Origin of the sequence: Parabacteroides chongii (assembly GCF_029581355.1) — a bacterium.
GTDB lineage: Bacteria > Bacteroidota > Bacteroidia > Bacteroidales > Tannerellaceae > Parabacteroides > Parabacteroides chongii.
This window is the reverse complement of sequence record NZ_CP120849.1, coordinates 5,270,678-5,289,157: the sequence shown is the minus strand read 5'-3', so window position 1 is coordinate 5,289,157 and position 18,480 is coordinate 5,270,678. Positions and strand designations below refer to the sequence as shown.

16 protein-coding genes are annotated in these 18,480 nt (G+C 44.8%); 7 read left to right on the top strand and 9 right to left on the bottom strand.

The genetic code is table 11. The features are described 5' to 3' along the window. Nucleotides 1-29 precede the first annotated feature (29 nt). Nucleotides 30-2,402, top strand: coding sequence for a sensor histidine kinase (locus P3L47_RS20320; protein ID WP_277781947.1), 2,373 nt, complete (start codon nucleotides 30-32; stop codon nucleotides 2,400-2,402). 72 nt (nucleotides 2,403-2,474) lie between these two features. Continuing rightward, a complete protein-coding gene (locus P3L47_RS20315; protein ID WP_277781946.1) occupies nucleotides 2,475-3,527 on the top strand; it encodes a DUF1848 domain-containing protein in 1,053 nt (350 codons plus the stop codon). 74 nt (nucleotides 3,528-3,601) lie between these two features. On the opposite strand, the gene upp is transcribed toward P3L47_RS20315, so the two are convergent. Together upp and P3L47_RS20305 are read right to left on the bottom strand one after the other, a co-directional pair. Next, entirely contained in the window at nucleotides 3,602-4,255 is a 654-nt protein-coding gene (gene upp / locus P3L47_RS20310) for a uracil phosphoribosyltransferase (RefSeq protein WP_277781945.1), read from the bottom strand. A 339-nt stretch (nucleotides 4,256-4,594) separates the two neighbouring features. Then, nucleotides 4,595-4,885 carry an HU family DNA-binding protein gene (locus P3L47_RS20305; RefSeq protein ID WP_007652950.1) on the bottom strand — a complete coding sequence of 97 codons (291 nt, stop codon included), beginning with the start codon at nucleotides 4,883-4,885 and terminating at the stop codon, nucleotides 4,595-4,597. Nucleotides 4,886-5,116: 231 nt separating this feature from the next. Between P3L47_RS20305 and P3L47_RS20300 the strand changes: the two genes are divergently transcribed. From P3L47_RS20300 to P3L47_RS20290, 3 genes are all read left to right on the top strand, one after another. Beyond that, the gene (locus tag P3L47_RS20300; protein WP_277781944.1) at nucleotides 5,117-6,076 is read left to right on the top strand and encodes a hypothetical protein; all 960 of its coding nucleotides are present in this window, start codon (nucleotides 5,117-5,119) and stop codon (nucleotides 6,074-6,076) included. 127 nt (nucleotides 6,077-6,203) lie between these two features. Continuing rightward, a complete protein-coding gene (gene murB / locus P3L47_RS20295) occupies nucleotides 6,204-7,217 on the top strand; it encodes a UDP-N-acetylmuramate dehydrogenase (RefSeq protein WP_277781943.1) in 1,014 nt (337 codons plus the stop codon). Next, nucleotides 7,217-7,972, top strand: a complete 756-nt coding sequence (locus tag P3L47_RS20290; protein ID WP_277781942.1) for an MBL fold metallo-hydrolase — start codon at nucleotides 7,217-7,219, stop codon at nucleotides 7,970-7,972. Before murB ends, P3L47_RS20290 begins: the two co-directional genes overlap by 1 nt. Here the strand turns inward: P3L47_RS20290 and P3L47_RS20285 are convergent. The 7 genes from P3L47_RS20285 to gpmA all read right to left on the bottom strand — a co-directional run bounded on the left by P3L47_RS20285 (nucleotide 7,936) and on the right by gpmA (nucleotide 13,744). Further along, a complete protein-coding gene (locus P3L47_RS20285; protein ID WP_277781941.1) occupies nucleotides 7,936-8,838 on the bottom strand; it encodes a hypothetical protein in 903 nt (300 codons plus the stop codon). The genes P3L47_RS20290 and P3L47_RS20285 overlap by 37 nt on opposite strands. Before the next feature lie 3 nt (nucleotides 8,839-8,841). After that, the gene (nth, locus tag P3L47_RS20280; protein ID WP_122361635.1) at nucleotides 8,842-9,483 is read right to left on the bottom strand and encodes an endonuclease III; all 642 of its coding nucleotides are present in this window, start codon (nucleotides 9,481-9,483) and stop codon (nucleotides 8,842-8,844) included. 4 nt (nucleotides 9,484-9,487) lie between these two features. Continuing rightward, on the bottom strand, nucleotides 9,488-9,874 hold the full coding sequence (crcB, locus tag P3L47_RS20275) for a fluoride efflux transporter CrcB (protein WP_337940706.1): 387 nt from the start codon (nucleotides 9,872-9,874) through the stop codon (nucleotides 9,488-9,490). Between the two features lie 75 nt (nucleotides 9,875-9,949). Beyond that, nucleotides 9,950-10,969 carry a phenylalanine--tRNA ligase subunit alpha gene (gene pheS / locus P3L47_RS20270; RefSeq protein WP_122361637.1) on the bottom strand — a complete coding sequence of 340 codons (1,020 nt, stop codon included), beginning with the start codon at nucleotides 10,967-10,969 and terminating at the stop codon, nucleotides 9,950-9,952. A gap of 236 nt (nucleotides 10,970-11,205) precedes the next feature. Next, complete coding sequence (locus P3L47_RS20265; protein WP_277781939.1) at nucleotides 11,206-12,087, bottom strand: DUF3078 domain-containing protein; 882 nt, start codon at nucleotides 12,085-12,087, stop codon at nucleotides 11,206-11,208. 236 nt (nucleotides 12,088-12,323) lie between these two features. Continuing rightward, on the bottom strand, nucleotides 12,324-12,884 hold the full coding sequence (locus P3L47_RS20260) for an RNA polymerase sigma-70 factor (RefSeq protein WP_277781938.1): 561 nt from the start codon (nucleotides 12,882-12,884) through the stop codon (nucleotides 12,324-12,326). A gap of 107 nt (nucleotides 12,885-12,991) precedes the next feature. Then, nucleotides 12,992-13,744 carry a 2,3-diphosphoglycerate-dependent phosphoglycerate mutase gene (gene gpmA / locus P3L47_RS20255; RefSeq protein ID WP_277781937.1) on the bottom strand — a complete coding sequence of 251 codons (753 nt, stop codon included), beginning with the start codon at nucleotides 13,742-13,744 and terminating at the stop codon, nucleotides 12,992-12,994. A 148-nt stretch (nucleotides 13,745-13,892) separates the two neighbouring features. Here gpmA and P3L47_RS20250 point away from each other — a divergent pair, with 148 nt between their 5' ends. Next, entirely contained in the window at nucleotides 13,893-14,921 is a 1,029-nt protein-coding gene (locus P3L47_RS20250; protein WP_277781936.1) for a FecR family protein, read from the top strand. A gap of 165 nt (nucleotides 14,922-15,086) precedes the next feature. Continuing rightward, nucleotides 15,087-18,473, top strand: coding sequence for a TonB-dependent receptor (locus tag P3L47_RS20245; RefSeq protein WP_427910521.1), 3,387 nt, complete (start codon nucleotides 15,087-15,089; stop codon nucleotides 18,471-18,473). Nucleotides 18,474-18,480 lie beyond the last annotated feature (7 nt).

Here is an 18,480-nt window from a genome sequence, read left to right as displayed (position 1 = left end):
TGTATTCATACTAGTATGAATAAGGTAAAATGGATACAGCTCAATATAAGTTATTGTTGGATGCGGCACAGGTTGGTTGGTGGGAGATTGACTTTGAAAAGAAATGTTACATCTGTTCCGATTATTTGGTGAGTCTGTTGGATTTGGATGGTAAGACAATTCCGGCAGAAGATTTTCTAGGTCTGATCCGTGAGGATTACAGGGCGAGGATAGCCAATGAGTTTGCTTATTTCAGGGAAGTGGGCATTTATGAGCAGACATTTCCGATCGAGACCTGTTACGGCACAAAGTTTGTCCGGACAAAAATTTGTAAACGAGAGGTCGATGCTGATGGGAATATTTATGTGTTGGGCATCCTGCAGTTAGTACCTTTTTGTGAAGTGGATGGGAATAAACCGGCTGTGGATAATCAGGTGGACAGCCTGCTTCGCCATCTGAATACGATATCTCGTGCTCTGCATTCTTTCATCCAGACAAACGACTTGTTGACCTCTATCCAGTTGGTACTGACGGAGATCCTGTTTTCTATCGATACGAGAGGACGTGCCTGTATAATGGAGTATAGTGATGACAAACAAACGATCAGTTGTACGTATGAGGTGTGCAGTGACGGCGTTTCCACTGTCCGTTCATCGTTGCAGAATATTCCGGTATCTACTTTACCGTGGTCGACCCGCCGGATACGGAATCTTTATCCGGTGATGATCAATAATCTGGATGAACTGCCGGTCGAAGCCGCCGAAGAGAAAAAGTATCTGAAGCGGAGAGGTGTTCTTTCTTTTATACTTATTCCTTTGATCATTAAGAAAAAAGCATGGGGTTATATCGGTATCGATATCGTCGATAAGTATCGCATGTGGAATCTGGAAGATTATCAGTGGCTTTCTTCCATAGCCAATATCATCAGTATCATTACAAAGATGGCACGTATCAATGAAGCGCTCGACCGTGGTGAAAAGTTGTTGCGTAATATTTATACGAACATACCGGTCGGAATCGAACTGTATGACAAGGATGGTTTCCTGGTAGATATAAATAATAAGGATGTAGAGATATTCGGTTTGGCATCTAAGAGAGATGCCATGGGAATCAATGTTTTTGAAAATCCGATCCTTCCGAAGGATGTACTGGAGAAAATGAAACAGAAGAAACCTGTTTCATTTCGGTTGAATTATTCCTTTAACGATATTTCATCCAATAACTATTATCCCACGCGAAAGAGCAGTTCGATCGACCTGATAACGAAGGTCAGCATGCTTTATGACAATAAAGGGGAGCTGATAAACTATCTTTTTATTAATCTGGATAATACTGATAAGACGATTGCTTACAACCGTATTGAAGAGTTTGAATATTTCTTTACCCTGGTTAGCCGCTATGCGAAAGTCGGATATGCCAAATTCGACCTGCTGACTCGTGAAGGGTTTGCAATCAGCCAATGGTATCAGAATCTGGGTGAAAAGGATGGGACATCTCTGACTGAGATTATAGGTACTTATAAAAGTGTACATCCGGAAGACCGGGCTGTGATGCTGGAGTTTTTCGATAAGGTGGAGCGGGGAGAAGCGACCAGTATCCGCAAGGAATTGCGTATCAAACATGAAGATGGCTGGAAATGGATACGTGTGAATGTGATGTGCACTTCGCAGGAGAGAGAACAGGACAAGATCGAGATGATCTGCGTGAATTATGATATCACAGAACTGAAGGAAACGGAACAGCAGCGGGAAAAGGCGGAAGAACTGGACCGGTTGAAATCAGCTTTCCTGGCGAATATGAGCCATGAGATACGGACTCCGTTAAACGCGATTGTCGGTTTCTCGACCTTGTTGGTCGATGCGGAAGACAGGGAAGAGCAATTGCAGTTCGTCGAAATAATCCAAAAGAACAATGAGCTTCTATTACAGTTGATTTCCGATGTGCTGGACCTGGCGAAGATAGAAGCGAACACGATTGAGTTCAAGCCTATGGATATCGAGTTGAAAGGATTCCTGGATGATTTGGTGAAATCCATGAAAATTAAAATTCACGGTGATGTGGAACTTCGTTGTCGGCCGGGGCTGGAGCCTTGTGTCTTCCGGTTCGATCATGTACGGCTGAGCCAGCTCTTTTCTAATTTTGTCAATAATGCGATCAAGCATACCGCAGAAGGTTCCATCACGCTGGCTTATGAACTTCGTCCGGATGAAATCGAGTTTTCGGTAACGGATACGGGTGAGGGAATGAGTGAAGAGGTCCAGTTGCATGTTTTCGACCGTTTCTATAAAGGAAATGACTTCAAACAGGGAACGGGCTTGGGACTTTCCATCTGTAAGAGTATCGTAGAACAACAAAAAGGAAAGATCGGAGTAAGCTCAGAAATCGGCAAAGGTTCGCGTTTTTGGTTTATCTTACCCCGATAATCTTTTGAAAACAACTATCATACTATCATTTATTATAAAATCAACGAATAATTCGATATCTTCGTGATTGTTATGGTAACTGATAAACTACTTATCACTACTGATTCTGGTATCAGAGTTGAAGCAACAGCTCCGATCATAATTTCTGCCAGTCGGTCGACAGACATTCCTGCTTTTTATGCCAGGTGGTTCTTTAATCGTTTGGATAAAGGATATTGTGTGTGGTATAATCCGTTTAACCGACAGAAAATGTATGTATCGTTTGGGCGGTGTAAAGTCATTGTGTTTTGGACAAAGAATCCGAAACCGATATTGCCTTATCTGAAAGAACTGGATAAACGTGGCATTCATTATTATTTTCAAGTGACATTGAATGATTATGTGAATGAAGGTCTTGAACCGAATGTACCAAGTGTGGAACAACGAATAGACACTTTTCGGCAATTGTCTGATCAAATCGGTCACGAGCGAATGATATGGCGATTCGATCCGTTGATTATCACGCCGACTATTACACCACGCATGTTACTTAGCCGGATATGGAAAATTGGAAATCGTTTGAAAGGATATACTGACAAACTCGTATTCAGTTTTGTGGATGTAAAGGCATACCATAAGGTGCAGAACAACCTGGTAAAGGAAACGAATTGTTTTACGAAAGAGGGTGTGGAAACAGCAGAGATGAATGCGATGCAACGTCAAGAGGTTGTAGAGGGTTTGGTAAAGTTGAGAGAAGTCTGGGCTTCTGAAGGTTGGCATGTTACGCTTGCTACTTGTGCTGAGGATATTGATCTTGTTGTTTATGGTATTGAACACAATCGTTGCATTGACGGTGAACTGATGGAGCGTGTCTTTGGGGATGATTACGAATTGGTTTATTATCTTCGGACAGGTAAATTTCCAGAACCTGATCTGTTTGGTCTTTTACCAGCTATTCCTGACAAACAAAAGAATTTGAAAGATAAAGGACAACGAAAGATTTGCGGTTGTATGGTGAGTAAAGACATCGGAATGTATAATACTTGCCGCCATTTTTGCGTATATTGCTATGCTAATACAAACAGAGAGTGCGTGAAAAGGAATATGACACGGTATTCAGATGATAGTGAAAGTCTGATAGAATGAAAAACCTTTTGTTAGTTCTGCATATATAAGAAAAAAGCTATGGGTTAAAGAACCATAGCTTTTTTATATCTCAATTATTCCTTTTCCCCGTAAGCCAAATCACCGGCATCACCCAATCCGGGGATGATGTATGAATGATCATCCAGTTCATCGTCGAGTGCGGCGATCCAGATTGTTGTCTTGTCGTCCGGCATTTTTCGTTGCAGGTATTCGATAGCCTGTTTGCTGGCGATGATGGAGGCTACGTGGATGTGAGACGGATGACCTTTGGTCAGTAACGCTTCGTAGGCGAGTTCCATCGAACTTCCGGTTGCAAGCATCGGATCGGTAATGATCAAAGTTTTTTCGGTCAGTCTTGGAGAGGCTATATATTCGATGTGGATATCGAAATTCAAGCGGTCTTTGTATTTGCGGTAAGCAGAGACAAAGGCGTTTTCTGCATAATCGAGATAACTCAAAAAGCCCTGATGATAAGGCAGTCCTGCACGTAAGATAGTGCTGATCACGATCCGGTCGTCGGGTGTGTTCATCGGCGCGATGCCCAGTGGCGTCTGAATTTCTTTCCGGCTGTAAGCAAAATCTTTGCTGATCTCGTAAGCCATGATTTCACCGATACGTTCGATGTTTCTGCGGAAACGGAGGCTGTCTTTTTGGATATTTACATCTCTGAGTTCGGATACGAACCTGTTCAGGACGGAGTTTGATTCCCCAAGATTAACTATTTTCATTTGTATTCAATTGTGTTATGCAGACTAATTTTTTTCGGAGCCGAAATTATATATAATTAGAGCACCACACAAATGTTTCTCTGTAAAATTCTAAATTAGGGACAAAAGTTTCATATTCCGAAACAGGGAGGGTTGTTCGGATTCCGAAATTGCGATAATTGAGTTGGGGACATGCTGTGGGTTGTTTAATTAGAACCGGGGTGCTCTGTTATTCGTAAAAAATACCTCATTTTACTAAGAATCTGTGTGTACTTTTGCAGATATGATCAGATAAAAGAAAAGGAGGTATAAAAAACTTCCTTCCTGCAGAGGCAAGAAGGAAGTTATAGAAAAATCATATTATTTTTTCTCTCCAGTACCGTTCATAGCTTCCAGCAAGAATTTACCGGGTTTGAACTTTACCGTTGTTCTGGCTGGAATTTGTACCGGAGTACCAGTTTTTGGATTACGAGCCAGGCGACTTGTTTGAGGTCTAGGTATTAAAGTACCAAAACCAATAAGAGTGATTTCCTCTTTCTGTGACATTTTTTCGGTTACGATCTCGATGTAAGCATCTAATACTTTTTTTGCTTTCTGTTTTTGTAACCCTGCCTTATCTGCTAAGGCTTCGATAAGTTCTGCTTTGTTCATGAGTGTTTCTTTTTAATGATTATATACATTGCAAATGTAAGCCATTGCTTTTTTTATATGGTGTCTTTTTCCAACTAAGCAAATTGGCTTTCATTTCTTATTAAACAATAGCTCCGGGCTTTTGTTACGATTTGAGAAACAAAAAACGTTAATTCACACCCGGTTGCGGTAATCGAAACAAACGCTATGAAAATGTATGAGTAGAAACAGTAAAATAACACGCTAATAATTATGAAAGATGCATTGAATAACGGGCTTATAAAAGCCATGAGAGAACATCTCCCGGAGGAGACGAATCTGGCCAATTATATTATGGATGTCATATCCATAGGAAAAGAGGCTGTCTATCGCCGGTTGCGCGGAGAGGTTCCGTTTACTTTTTTTGAAGTATCATTGTTGTCTCAGAGCCTGGGTATCTCGCTGGATCAGATTGTGGGAACCAACCGCTCGGAAGGAGCCGTTTTTAATCTGAACGTTTCCAATACCATGAGCCAGATGGATAATTACCATGATATTCTCAAACGGTACCAAAAACAATTTGCTTTCCTCAAGGACGATCCGAAATCAGTCCTCAGCACGGCGTGTAACATTGTGCCGTTTACTTTATATTCGCCTTTTGAGCGTTTGACCAAATTTCGTCTCTGTCGCTGGATGCATCAGAACAACGGGATGAAGATAACGGCGAGCATGTCAGATATAGTGGTGCCTGAGAAGGTGCTGGAGTCGCAGCGCCGGTTGATGCAGGAAGTCCGTCAGGTACCGTCGTCCTATACAATATTAGATAGCAACATTTTCCAGTCGCTGGTCAGGGAGATCAAATACTTTGCCGGATTGAATATGCTGACCGACGACGATATCGACGTGATGAAGCAGGAACTTCACCGTTTGCTGGACGAAATGGAACAGATCGCGGCGCGGGGAGAATATCCGAACGGCAACAAAGCATATATGTATCTGTCGAATATCAATTTCGAAGCGACTTACACGTTCCTGGAGAAAGGAAGTTTCCAGTTGTGCATGTTCCGCCTGTATGCAATCAACTATATGGATTCGCAGCATCCGGAAGTATGCCGTGCCCAGAAAGAATGGATCCAGTCGTTGAAGCGTTATTCCACCTTGATCTCGCAGAGCGGAGAGATACAGCGAATGATCTTTTTTACGAAACAGCGTGAAATCGTCGATACCCTGTGATAATTGATAATTGAAAATGGAAAATTGAAAATGACCGATTAAGAGTTTGATGGAATAATTTTCAATTTTCAATTCTCCATTTTCAATTTTCTGGCTACTTTTGTCCTGCAATAAATAAACAGATATTATGAGGATAGAAGAAAATTACTCCCTGGAGAAGCATAATACATTTCATCTGCCGGTGAAAACACGGTGGTTCATGGAATATACGAACGAAGAAGAATTAGGACGGATCTTACGGGACGAGTATTTTCAGGAATGTTTGTCATTACATATCGGATGCGGAAGCAATCTGTTATTTATAAATGACTTTAACGGTATCATTCTACACTCTGCCATCAAAGGTATCAGCGTGGAGAAGGAAACCGACGAGCATATCTGGCTGCGTGTCGGGGCCGCTGAGAAGTGGGACGACGTTGTTGCGCATGCCGTTGCCAACGGCTGGGGAGGGATCGAGAACCTGTCTCTGATCCCCGGTGAGGCAGGTGCTGCCGCTATCCAGAATATCGGAGCCTACGGAGCGGAGATAAAAGATGTGATAGAAAGTGTCGAAACATACAACCAGCTGACTTTCGAGAAACGGATTTTCACGAACGAAGAATGCCAGTACGGTTACCGCTCCAGCTATTTCAAAAACGAACATAACGATCCGTACATTGTTACATATATATTATTGCGGTTGGATAAGAAACCTGTTTTCTCCATAAATTACGGAAACCTGAAGGAGGCGTTGTCTGCTTATCCGGAGGTTACTTTGGATGCTGTTCGCCAGGCAGTGATCACGATCCGTGAGGAGAAGCTGCCCGATCCGGAAAAGCTGGGAAATGCCGGCAGTTTCTTTATGAATCCGGTTATTCCGTCGGCTCAGTTCGACAAGCTGAAGGAGCAGTATCCGGCAATACCTTCTTATCCGGCAGGCGAGGGAAAAGTGAAAGTGCCCGCCGGCTGGTTGATCGAGCAATGCGGTTTCAAAGGAAAGTCGCATGGGCAGGTCGGAGTATACGAAAAGCAGGCGTTGGTCCTCGTCAATCTGGGAGAGGCGAAGGGGCACGAGATCGCTTTGGTGGCTGAAAGTATCCGTACCGCTGTAAAAGATCGTTTTGGCATCGAGATAATGCCTGAGGTTAAATATGTAGGATAATGAAAATTACATTTTTGGGAACGGGGACTTCGACCGGAGTTCCCGAAATAGGCTGTCAGTGTGAAGTATGTACAAGTAAAGACCCTCGCGACTGGCGTCTGCGCACATCGGTATTAGTAGAAACAGAGGGCAAACGTATTTTGTTGGACTGCGGACCGGATTTCCGCTGGCAGATGATACAAAGCAAAACGTATCAGCTGGATGCAGTTCTGATCTCGCACGAGCATTATGACCATGTCGGAGGGCTGGACGACCTGCGTCCCTTTACCCGCGACAAGAGTGTGGATATCTACGCGGAGGAGAATGTGGCTGAAGCGATCCGTACCCGCATTCCTTATGTCTTTCGCGAACATAAATATCCCGGTGTTCCGAAGCTGGAGCTTCATGATATAGACGATACACCTTTCGTTGCCGCCGGTTTGCCGATCGTGCCGGTCCGCGTGATGCACGGGCGCTTGCCTATCCTGGGGTATCGGATTGGGAATATGGCTTATCTGACTGATCTGAAGTCGCTTCCGGAGGAAGAGTTTGCCAAGTTACAGGGATTGGACGTACTTATCCTGACCGCTCTCCGGAAAGGGGAGCATCCGGCACATGAGAGCCTGGATGAGGCGCTTGCCCTGATCGAATGCTTGCGTCCGAAAGAAGCTTTCCTTATCCATATGAGTCACCGGATCGGATTGCATGCCGAGGTGGAAAAGATGCTGCCTGAGCATGTTCATCTGGCGTATGACGGGTTGGTGCATCCCGTGTAAAAGAACTTTCCGTCTTCTTCGTAGATTTGGTTGGAGATATGTAGCTGGGGGAAATGTTGTTCCAGCCTGAGGGATAAAGTATCGGCTATCGTACGGAAAAGTGTGTCAGCAGGTTCGAGATAAGGCAGGTTGCTGAAATAACAGATATTTCCTTCGCTTTCGAACAAGTCGGCTGCCAGCCATCTGTCACTGACCCTCCACAAGGTCGAATCGTTGCTTTTTACGTATAAATCCAACAATTTCGACTGGATCATCAGGTTGAGCGGAGCGTTGCTGTCGAGTGTTTTGCGGAGCTGCATCTGTTCTTTCGACAGGCTGTTCTGCTGTTTCCTTTGTATGGATGCCACTTCTTCCAGCAACTTCTTGCTGTAACTTGCCACCCAAATGCCGTTGTACTGGTAATATCCGAAGAATCTGTTCCCCGCATCCGGGCAATAGGTGAATGTAATTCCCCCTTTGGACTGTTGCTGGGGAGCGAACGATTTGAAGAAGTGTTTCTGTACATTCTCCTCGATTTGCCGGACGATGCTGTTGTCCGCTTTAGCGTACATGACAACCCCTTGCGGATGAAACGAGAAATGCAGCGAAGCTATCTCCGGATTCTTCCGGATAATGTTCAGGTATATATCCGGTATTTCGGAGGCGAACGCCTCGTAAACAAACTCTTTCGTCAGTATGACTTTGGCGAAGACGGCAGGGCGATTGACAGCGAGTATAGCTTCCGAAGCCGGGGCAGTCAATGTGTACAGGTCGGTTTGTGCCAGCTCCTTACTCTTTTTCATGTCGCCGAAAAAGTAGTAGACTGCTGACAGGGTAGCGAGAGCAGTTAAGAGGATGATCACTATTTCCCGCCTGTATATTCTCATGTGTTATAGTTTTACCTTCAGGAAATGTTTGCACCAGGGCGTCAGGCCGCAGGATTCACATTTGGGCTTTCGTGCCACGCAGACGTATCGTCCGTGCAGGATCAGCCAATGGTGGGCGATCGGTATCTGTTTTTCCGGAATATTCTTCACCAATTCCTTTTCCGTTTCGAGCGGTGTCTTGCTGTTGTTGGTCAGACCGATGCGGTTGGCTACACGGAATACATGCGTATCTACTGCCATTGTCGGTTTGTTGTAGACAACGGAAGCGATGACATTCGCTGTTTTACGTCCTACACCGGGCAGTTTCTGCAGTTCGTCGATGTCGGACGGCACCACGCCGCCGAAATCGGAGACCAGCATCTTTGCCATTCCGACCAGGTGTTTTGATTTATTGTTCGGGTAAGAAACGCTGCGGATATATTCGAATACCACTTCCGGTGTCGATGCCGCCAGTACTTCCGCTGTAGGGAAATCCCTGAACAGGGCAGGAGTGATCATATTCACACGCTTGTCTGTACACTGAGCCGACAGGATGACGGCAATAAGCAGTTGATACGGATCGTCATAATGAAGCTCCGTTTCCGCAACCGGTACGTTTTCTTCGAACCAGTTCAATACACCTTTATATCGTTCTTCCTTTCTCATATCGTTATTTCAATAAAGATAAGACATTTTTTCCGAGTAACAAACCCAAAAATACAGCAATAAGTCCTAAGATATTGCTGGCCAGTATATTTATAAATGCTAATTTATAATCGCCCGTTTTCATGAGGGACATCGTATCCAATGCAAATGAAGAGAAAGTGGTAAATCCGCCAAAAAGTCCGGTGAACAGGAAAGCTCTTGTGTTGACAGAGAAATTATAGTCTTCGGCAAGGCTCCAGCAGAAGCCGATCAGAAAAGAGCCGATAACATTCACGGAAAGTATCCCAAAAGGAAAGGAGTAAAGCATCGACCGTTGCACCCACATGGAAACCCAATAGCGTAGTGCCGATCCGATAGCTCCTCCTGTAATTAAAATCAAAACCTTTATCATATTTCATCCTCCAATGTGTTTTCCCCGGGCTGGTTAAAGGCCCGGGGATGATGGTACATGATTTAGGTTTTCAATTTAATTGGCTGATTCGAATTGTTTCAGGAAACGGACATCGTTTTCCGAGAACATTCGAAGGTCTTTTACTTGGTATTTCAGGTTGGTTATACGTTCGATACCCATTCCCAAAGCGTAGCCGGTATAGACTTTGCTGTCGATACCGCAATTTTCGAGCACATTCGGGTCTACCATACCACAACCGAGGATTTCTACCCAGCCGGTATGTTTACAGAATGCACATCCTTTACCGCCACAGAGGTTGCAGGAAATATCCATTTCCGCAGAAGGTTCCGTGAAGGGGAAGTAGGAGGGGCGCAAACGAATTTTCGTTTCCGGACCGAACATTTCTTTTGCAAAGAAAAGCAATGCCTGTTTTAAGTCGGCGAATGAGACATTCTTATCGACGTAGAGTGCTTCCACCTGGTGGAAGAAACAGTGAGCGCGGTAAGAGATGGCTTCATTACGATATACGCGTCCCGGACAGATGATACGGATAGGAGGTTCTTGATTCTCCATCACGCGGGTCTGTACCGACGAAGTGTGTGTACGAAGTAAAACATCCGGGTTATGTTGTATGAAGAATGTATCCTGCATATCACGTGCAGGGTGATCTTCAGCAAAATTTAAAGAAGAAAACACATGCCAGTCATCTTCGATCTCCGGTCCTTCAGCGATGCTGAATCCCAGTCGTCCGAAAATATCACAGATTTCTTTTTTAACGATGGAAAGGGGATGGCGCGTACCCAGCTGCACCGGATAAGCGGTACGGGTCAGGTCGATGTCATCGTCGCCTGTCTGTACGTTGTCAAAACCTGCTTTCAGTTCGTTGATCTTATTTTGAGTAGCTTCTTTCAGCTGGTTCAGAAACTGTCCCACTTCACGCTTCTGATCTGCCGCAACATTGCGGAAATCGTTCATCAGGGAAGATATCTCACCTTTCTTGCTGAGATATTTGATACGTAAAGCTTCCAGTTCTTCGGCATTTGCAGCCTTCATATTCTCTACTTCCTGAAGCAGAGCCTTAATTTTATCGATCATTTCTAATCATATTTGTTTTCGACGTGCAAATTTACTCCTTTCTTTTGGATACTGCAACCGATTATAGCAGGTTTTTTATTAAAAACGTTTTTCTATAGGTTGGTTGCTTTATTAAAAAGGAATTGTCGGGATTAGATGACGCAGAGAACGCAGACGCTCGCAGACTTATTTTTTCTTTTAAATAAAATATCTGCGAGCGTCTGCGTTTTCTGCGTCATCTGCGTCCCCTAATATTGTCAGAAATTGTAAGCAAGCCCTACACCGAGTATCTCTTTGAACTGTACTTTTGCGCCGTGTTTCGTACCGTTGTCGTCGAAAGTTTTCACGTCGTTATCGTATTTCAGCGTCGTGTTGAGCGTAGCTGAGAGGAATTTGTTGATCTTCATGCTGATCAGCATATCCCAGTTGACGTCGATGTTTCCGAACTGGCTGTCGTACGGGGTGAAGAAGTCGGCGGTCGTGATCAGGCTCACGTTTTCCATCAACGGCATTTCCGCACGGGCTTTCAGGTAAGCGCCGCATTCGATCTTGAAACGGTCGCCCGGATCGACGCCGAATGCGCCCAGGTCGGAGAGATAATCGTCTGCCACCCAGGTCATCTTGGCGGAAACAGGAGAGAGGAAGATCGAATAGTTGCTTTTAGGGCGGTATTCCATACCCAAAGAGATGTTGGAATAAGCAGGAGCAAAGAAGTTGGAAATGTAATGTTCCTTGTCCGGATAATTGTATCCTTTAGCGAACTGCGTGTTCAGATCGCCCATCAGCGTGTAGAACCAGACATTGTTGGTCGAGTAGCCCAGCTGGGTGGAGAGTCCGATCTTGTCCGTGCTCTTGCGCATGCCCTGCGATTTGGTTTTCGTCAGTCCGTAGTCGAGAACGAGGTTGGTCACCCAAAGCCAGTTGCCGCTTTTATGTGTCAGCGATCCGTTCAGGTAGGCGTTTCCGGCAACGGAGTTTTCGCCACCTGCCGACCAGTTGGTCATGGCTGTCTGCGACAGGTTAAGACCCGATACGCCTTTTAACACAAATTTTCCTTCTTCATATCCTTTATCGTCAGTCTGACCGTATGCGATAGTTGCCAGTGCGACGAACAATATCATTAAGTATGTACGTTTCATATTTTCTTTATAATTTAATTCAGTAATCTTTGAAGGCCCTCATTATTTAAACAGGATTGATTAATTTTTGTTCATTTATATCCATAAAAGTGACTTATTGTATTTTATTTGTAAAAGTGAATTTGTGGGGTAAAACATTCTGTCCGGGAGAAAAAATAATTTCTTTCGGAAGAAAATCAAATTTCATTCGAAAGAAATTATTTTTTGTTCCGAATGGGGTGTCAGGAGGATATAGGTTAATGTAATAAAGCGATCAGCAGCGGCATGTAATCTTTCAGTTCCGTGCGGAGTATTTTCAATGATTGGGAAATGCGGTAGGCGATGGTTTTGGGAGAGACTCCGGTGCGTTCGGCTATCTCGTTGTAGGTAAGGTGTCCGAAGCGGTTCATCTCGAACGCTTTTCGGTATTCTTCCGGTAGCGCATGGATAGCCTTGGTCGCCAATGCGATCAGCTCGCCTTCCATATAAAAGTCGGGATCTTCAAACTGGTTTTCGAACTTGGCGTATAACGCCTCGTGTACCCGTTGTTTGATCTGGTTGTGGGTGATATTGTTCAGGCATTTGTTTTTCACCATAGTGAACAGCAAGGATTTCAGGGACATTTCGGGAATCAGCGCAGAACGGTTTTCCCAAAGCCACATCATTACTTCCTGCACGATTTCTTCAGTTTCTGTTTCGGCCACATATTGGGATGCAAATGCGCATAGCCCCCTGTAATATTGTTTGTAGACCGTATCAAATACGCTTTCGTCGCCGGTTTTTAGTCTATTTAAGGTCTCTTCGTTGCTTGTAATCACTGATAGTTACTTTGATTTAATGCAAACTTAAACAAATATTTGGTGAAAAAAGAATCAACGCCCGGAAAATTTCCAAAAAAATCCCGGGCGTGAGTTATGAAAAACAACTATTTTTTATCTTTTTTTCCCTGGTTAGCAACGGCTTCCATCAATTTCTTGATTTCTTCCGGATCACCCAAAAAATAATCTTTTATAAGGTTCAGGTCGTCATCGAATTCGAGTACGTAAGGAACGGCGGTAGGCAGGTTCAAATGTACGATATCCTCATCCGGAATGTTGCGTACATATTTAATGATACCTCTCAGGCTGTTCCCGTGAGCCGTCACCAGAATTTGGTCGGCTGTTTCGAGCGACGGAAAAATCACCTCTTTCCAGTAAGGCAGGATGCGGTCGATGGTATCTTTCAGCGATTCCGTGCGCGGCAACTCCTCGTCGGGTACATCTTTATAACGGATCTCGAAACGTGGGTTACGCGGATCGTCCTCGCTCAGGGCATGCGGTGCCACGTCGTAACTTCTGCGCCAGATCAGCACCTGTTCGTCGCCGTACTTTTCTGCCGTCTCGCTTTTATTGAGACCCTGCAGTGCGCCGTAATGCTTTTCGTTCAGCCGCCAGCTTTTTTCCACCGGAATCCAGTCCTGGTCCATCCGGTCGAGTACATTATTTAATGTCTTAACAGCACGCTTTAAATAAGATGTATAGGCTTTATCGAAAACATACCCTTCTTTCCGCAGCAAATCGCCCGCTTTACGGGCTTCCTCAATACCTTTTTCGGTAAGATCGACATCGGTCCATCCGGTAAACCGGTTCTCCTTGTTCCAGGCACTTTCGCCGTGACGGAGCAAAACTATCTTTTTCATGTTCTTTTTTATTTATGATAACTGTCTGTATTTTAGATAACAACCGGAGACAGGAAAAAGATTTTGAATTTTTTCTTAAAAAAATCACATTTCCGTTTAGTACATCCTTTTCCTGAATTGTATTAATAATAGAAACAGGAAAAAAACGATGATAGTAGACGAATATATACTGATAAGATACATCGACGGCACACTGCCCGACGACGAACGCTCCCAGGTTGACGACTGGGTGGCAGCCTTGCCGGAAAATGCGAAGTTACTGGAGCAGGTCTATTTTACCCTGCAGGTGACAGACCGCGTACGGGTGATGGAGTCGGTAGATCCCGAAATGGCTCTGGTCCGTTTCAAATCGAAAGTTCGTAAACAAAATAAAAAAGTTAGTTTACACCGTTCCCTACAGATGCTGCAAAGAGTTGCAGCCGTACTTTTTATCCCGGTGTTAATTATGTCTGCCTATTTCTTTATGCAGATGGGGCAGGAGAGGGTGCGCATGGTCGAAGTGCGCACCAATCCCGGGGTAGTTTCGACGTTCGACCTGCCGGACGGTTCGAAAGTTTGGTTGAACGCAGGGAGTTCTTTGAAGTATCCGGCTAATTTCTGGCCCGAATGCCGTCAGGTCGAACTGACCGGGCAAGGGTATTTCGAAGTGACGAAGAATCCGGAAAAACCTTTCATCGTGAAAGTCGATCCGGTCTATTCGGTAGAAGTTTTGGGAACCCGTTTCGATGTTTCCGCCTATAAAGATGACGATTTTGTCTCGACCACCCTTGTGGAAGGCTCGGTACAGCTGAACATCTCGCAGGCAAGCGGTCACATTACCCACCAGCTCCTGAAGCCCGATGAGCGGGCGGAGTTTACGCGGGTGGGCGGTAAATTGTACATCACTTCGGTCAACGCCGCCAACAATACAGCCTGGCGGAACGGCGAGATCATTTTCAAGAATCAGCCCATGTCGCGGGTACTCAAGGCGTTGACGCGCCATTATAATGTGCGCTTCGACGTGAAAGACAAGGAAGTGCTTGAAGCCATCATCACTGCCAGGTTTAAAGACGAACAGTTGCCGCAGGTGATGGAATATCTCAAACTGGCATCGAACGTCAAGTTCAAGATCAACAAACCGGCGATAACCGCCGACAACCGGCTGGAAATGTCAGTCATAGAAATATCAAAAGAGTAAAATAGAGTGTAGAACCTTTTTAAATCAGAATTGCCTATGTGGAAGTAGATAAAAAAGTCCAAAAAACATACGGAAAGATGTTGACGCATCTCCCCGCATGTAAAAGTCCAAGCTGTTGACGCAGCTATAGTTAACTTTATATTAAATAATAAGCATCACAAAATTATGAATAAAATTGTAACCTTAGAAATTATCGGGAAGAAAAGTTTTCATCTTTTCCGAAAAATACCATTAGTTATGAGATTGAGCGTTGTATTCTTTTTCCTTAGTCTTGGTATCGCAGTAGCGGGTAATACGTATGCACAGAATGCTACGCTCTCGCTGGATATGTCGAACAGTACGATAGCCAACGTGCTGGAAGCCGTTGAGAACCAAACGGACTTCTCTTTCATCTATGATGCCAGTATCGTGAACACCAGCCGTAAAGTGTCGGTGAAAGTGGACGAAAAGAACATTTTCGATGTGCTGAACAAATTGTTCGGTGAATCCGATGTCGCCTACACGGTAGTAAACACCAAAATTATCCTCAATAAAAAAGAGGTGATTATGCAGCAGGCAGCCAAGACTGTCAAAGGAGTTGTTACGGATAAATCCGGCGAACCGATCATCGGTGCGAACGTGTTGCAGAAAGGGACAACGAACGGTACGATAACCGATGTCGACGGTAATTTCACATTGACCGTGCCCGATAATTCCATCATCGTTATATCTTATATCGGATATAACCCACAGGAAATCAAATATGCAGGACAATCATCTTTAAAAGTGTTGTTGGAAGAAGATTCCCAAAATATCGAAGAAGTGGTGGTAACCGCTTTGGGTATCAAGAAAAAAGAATCCTCCCTGACTTATTCGACCCAGCAGGTCGGCGGCGACGAGCTGACTCGTGCCAAGGACCCGAACATGATCAATGCCTTGGCTGGTAAGACTGCCGGTGTACAGATCAGTAAGAGTTCTTCCGGTTTAGGTGGATCTGCCAAGGTTTCTATCCGTGGTAACCGCTCGGTAAGCGGTAATAACCAGCCATTATATGTAATCGACGGTGTGCCGATGCTGAACAGCAGCAATGAACAGGCTGTCAGTGCGATCGGTGGTACGGCGGATGCCGGTAACCGTGACGGTGGCGATGGTATTTCCAACCTGAATCCGGACGACATCGAAAGTATGAGTATCCTGAAAGGTGCTTCGGCTGCTGCATTGTATGGTTCGCAAGCAGCCAACGGTGTTATCCTGATCACAACGAAGAAAGGAAAGGCTGGTGTGCAGAAAGTAACTTTCTCTTCCAACCTGACAGTCGATCATGCAATGAGTTTGCCGGAATTTCAGAACGAATATGGTATGGATAAGGAAACGAAGACCAGCTGGGGACAGAAAGGTAATCTGACTGCTTATGATAATGCAGGCGATTTCTTCCAGAACGGCGTAACCGCTATCAACTCCCTGTCTTTGACAACCGGTAACGAAAAGATGCAGACTTACTTCTCCTATGCCAACACCAGTGCCAAGGGAATCGTGGAGCATAACAAGATGCAGAAGCATAACCTGAACTTCCGCGAAACCGCCAGTTTCTTCGATGATTACCTGAAACTGGATGCAAACGTGAACCTGATGTCGCAGAGTATCAAGAACCGTCCGGCTTCCGGTGGTTATTATATGAACCCGTTGGTTGGTCTTTACCGTTTCCCGCGTGGTGAGAATATCGGTGAATATCGCACGAACTTTGAAACATTTAATGATACCCGCAACCTGATGGAACAAAACTGGTATACGGATGCCGAACGCGATATGGAACAGAACCCGTACTGGATCACGAACCGTATCAAGAGTAACGACAAGCGTACACGTGCCATCGCTTCTTTGACTGCCAGCCTGAAGATTACGGATTGGCTGAGCCTGCAAGCTCGTGGAACAGTCGATTATACACACGATACATATAATCAAAAGATGTATGCTTCAACCGCACCGGCTATCGCTGGTTCAAACGGTCGTTATATCGACCTGAATCATACAGAGACATTGTATTACGGTGATTTTATGGCTATGTTCAATAAGAAATGGGGCGATTTCGCTTTGACGGGCGCAATCGGTGGTAGCATCAACAGTACGACTCTCAACTCGTTGAGACTGGACTCGAAGACAGCTTCCCTATATTATCCGAACCAGTTCTCGGTTGCCAACATCATGATGTCAACAGCTTCTTATATCGACCAGCAGATCGATCAGAAACGTGTGATGCAGTCTCTCTTTGCAACTGCCCAGCTGGGATGGAAAGAAAGCTTGTACTTGGACCTGACCGCCCGTAACGACTGGTCGTCGACTCTGGCGTATACGAAACACAGCAGTTTCTTCTATCCGTCGGTAGGTTTGTCATGGATCATCAATAATTCGCTGACGATGCCGGAATGGATCAACTTCGGTAAGGTAAGAGGTTCATGGAGTAAAGTAGGTAATGACCTGCCTCTTTTCATCAGTAACCCGATTGCGGGAAGCAACGACCTGATCGTGGCTGGCGGAGCTATCCAGACCAATTCAAAGGCTCCGTTCGACGAACTGAAACCTGAAATGAGTACTTCATGGGAAGTGGGTACGGAATGGAAATTCTTCGACTATCGTCTGGACTTCGATTTTACTTACTATAAGACAAACACGAAGAACCAGTTGTTTACGTTGCCTTCTTCTGCCGGTGCAGCTTATAAATATTACTATGTAAATGCCGGTAACATCCAGAACCAGGGTGTTGAAATCAGCTTGGGGGTCACTCCGGTGATGACGGAAGATTTCCGTTGGAAGACCTCTTTTAACTTCTCGACAAACAAGAACAAGGTGATTGAACTTCATCCTGACCTGAAGACATTTGTTTATGGTGACGAAGGTTTCTCTTCTTCTTACTCTATGCGCCTTGTTGAAGGTGGTGCACTGGGTGATATCTATGGTAAGGCGTTCGAACGCGACGATAAGACCGGAGAGATCGCTTTTACAAAAGATGAAGACGGTGATCTGATCCCTAACGTAGTCGGTTCAGGTAATACGGTCAAAGTAGGTAACAGCAATCCTGATTTTATGTTGGGTTGGGGCAATACGCTGACTTATAAAGGATTCAGCCTTTACTTCTTGATCGATGGCCGTTTTGGTGGCGATGTATTGTCACAGACACAGGCCGATATGGACCAGAAAGGTGTGAGCATTGAATCAGCCGAAGCCCGTAATGCCGGATTCGTAGACCTGGAAGGTACGCATGTCAACCCGTCAAAATTCTATACGGCTGTCAGTGGCCGTAACGGATGTACGGAATATTATATGTATAGTGCAACCAATATCCGCCTGCGCGAACTTTCTTTAGGATATACATTCCCGAGGAGATTGCTGGAGAAAACAAAGGTTTTCCAGGATGTACAGTTGTCATTTGTAGGTCGTAACTTATTCTTCTTCCACAAATCGGCTCCTTTCGATCCGGATGCAGTCCTTTCGACAGGCAACGACAACCAGGGTATCGATGTATTCGGTATGCCGACAACCAGAAGCTTAGGTTTCAATGTTAAATTTACATTCTAATAAAGAC

Excerpts from the sequence above, each read along its gene's own strand:
- P3L47_RS20320 (WP_277781947.1), top strand. The coding sequence starts at position 30 with ATGGATACAGCTCAATATAAGTTATTGTTGGATGCGGCACAGGTTGGT.
- P3L47_RS20315 (WP_277781946.1), top strand. The coding sequence starts at position 2,475 with ATGGTAACTGATAAACTACTTATCACTACTGATTCTGGTATCAGAGTT.
- upp (WP_277781945.1), bottom strand. The coding sequence starts at position 4,255 with ATGAAAATAGTTAATCTTGGGGAATCAAACTCCGTCCTGAACAGGTTC.
- P3L47_RS20305 (WP_007652950.1), bottom strand. The coding sequence starts at position 4,885 with ATGAACAAAGCAGAACTTATCGAAGCCTTAGCAGATAAGGCAGGGTTA.
- P3L47_RS20300 (WP_277781944.1), top strand. The coding sequence starts at position 5,117 with ATGAAAGATGCATTGAATAACGGGCTTATAAAAGCCATGAGAGAACAT.
- murB (WP_277781943.1), top strand. The coding sequence starts at position 6,204 with ATGAGGATAGAAGAAAATTACTCCCTGGAGAAGCATAATACATTTCAT.
- P3L47_RS20290 (WP_277781942.1), top strand. The coding sequence starts at position 7,217 with ATGAAAATTACATTTTTGGGAACGGGGACTTCGACCGGAGTTCCCGAA.
- P3L47_RS20285 (WP_277781941.1), bottom strand. The coding sequence starts at position 8,838 with ATGAGAATATACAGGCGGGAAATAGTGATCATCCTCTTAACTGCTCTC.
- nth (WP_122361635.1), bottom strand. The coding sequence starts at position 9,483 with ATGAGAAAGGAAGAACGATATAAAGGTGTATTGAACTGGTTCGAAGAA.
- crcB (WP_337940706.1), bottom strand. The coding sequence starts at position 9,874 with ATGATAAAGGTTTTGATTTTAATTACAGGAGGAGCTATCGGATCGGCA.
- pheS (WP_122361637.1), bottom strand. The coding sequence starts at position 10,969 with ATGATCGATAAAATTAAGGCTCTGCTTCAGGAAGTAGAGAATATGAAG.
- P3L47_RS20265 (WP_277781939.1), bottom strand. The coding sequence starts at position 12,087 with ATGAAACGTACATACTTAATGATATTGTTCGTCGCACTGGCAACTATC.
- gpmA (WP_277781937.1), bottom strand. The coding sequence starts at position 13,744 with ATGAAAAAGATAGTTTTGCTCCGTCACGGCGAAAGTGCCTGGAACAAG.
- P3L47_RS20250 (WP_277781936.1), top strand. The coding sequence starts at position 13,893 with ATGATAGTAGACGAATATATACTGATAAGATACATCGACGGCACACTG.
- P3L47_RS20245 (WP_427910521.1), top strand. The coding sequence starts at position 15,087 with ATGAATAAAATTGTAACCTTAGAAATTATCGGGAAGAAAAGTTTTCAT.